Origin of the sequence: Streptomyces sp. DH12 (genome assembly GCF_020873895.1) — a bacterium.
Classification (GTDB): domain Bacteria; phylum Actinomycetota; class Actinomycetes; order Streptomycetales; family Streptomycetaceae; genus Streptomyces.
Genome location: NZ_JAHWGT010000689.1, coordinates 1 through 517 on the forward strand (window position 1 = coordinate 1; position 517 = coordinate 517).

The 517-nt window shown below is 69.2% G+C and carries 1 protein-coding gene; it reads right to left on the minus strand.

The features are described 5' to 3' along the window. Window positions 1-517, minus strand: a 517-nt coding sequence (locus LPA54_RS36510; RefSeq protein ID WP_368857898.1) for an FG-GAP-like repeat-containing protein, incomplete at both ends; no start/stop codon positions are given.

Genomic DNA, 517 nt, shown 5'->3' on the forward strand with positions numbered 1-517 from the left:
GTGGCCGCGCAGGGCGTCGAACCCGCCCCAGCCCGTGCCCGTCTTCACACGGGTCGAGAAGCTGCCGTTGCCCTTGCCCGGGTACGTCCACAGCACGCCCGCCGAGTCCACCATCAGCAGGTCGGGCAGGTAGTCGCCGGTCACGTCACCGGGGGTGACGATCTGGCGGACGTACTTCCAGCCGGTGCCGAGCTGCTTGGTGGCCCAGCTGTTGCTGGAGATCACGTAGTGCGCCCAGTACAGGGTCCCGCCGGTGGTGCGGTAGACGAGGTCCTGGTAGCCGTCGCGGTCGAGGTCGGTCTGGAGGACGACGTTGACGCCCCTCCAGTCCCCCCACGCCTCCTGGGCGGCGAACTTCGAGCCCAGCGAGTTCCGGGAGTAACCGACGCCCGTGGACTTCTTGCGGGCCCACAGGTCGGCGCGGTGGTCGCCGTTGATGTCGGTGTCGTCGACGCGCGGGTAGGTGACGCCGACGTAGCTCGTCACCTTGGTGAAGACGCCGTAGGCGCCCTTCGCC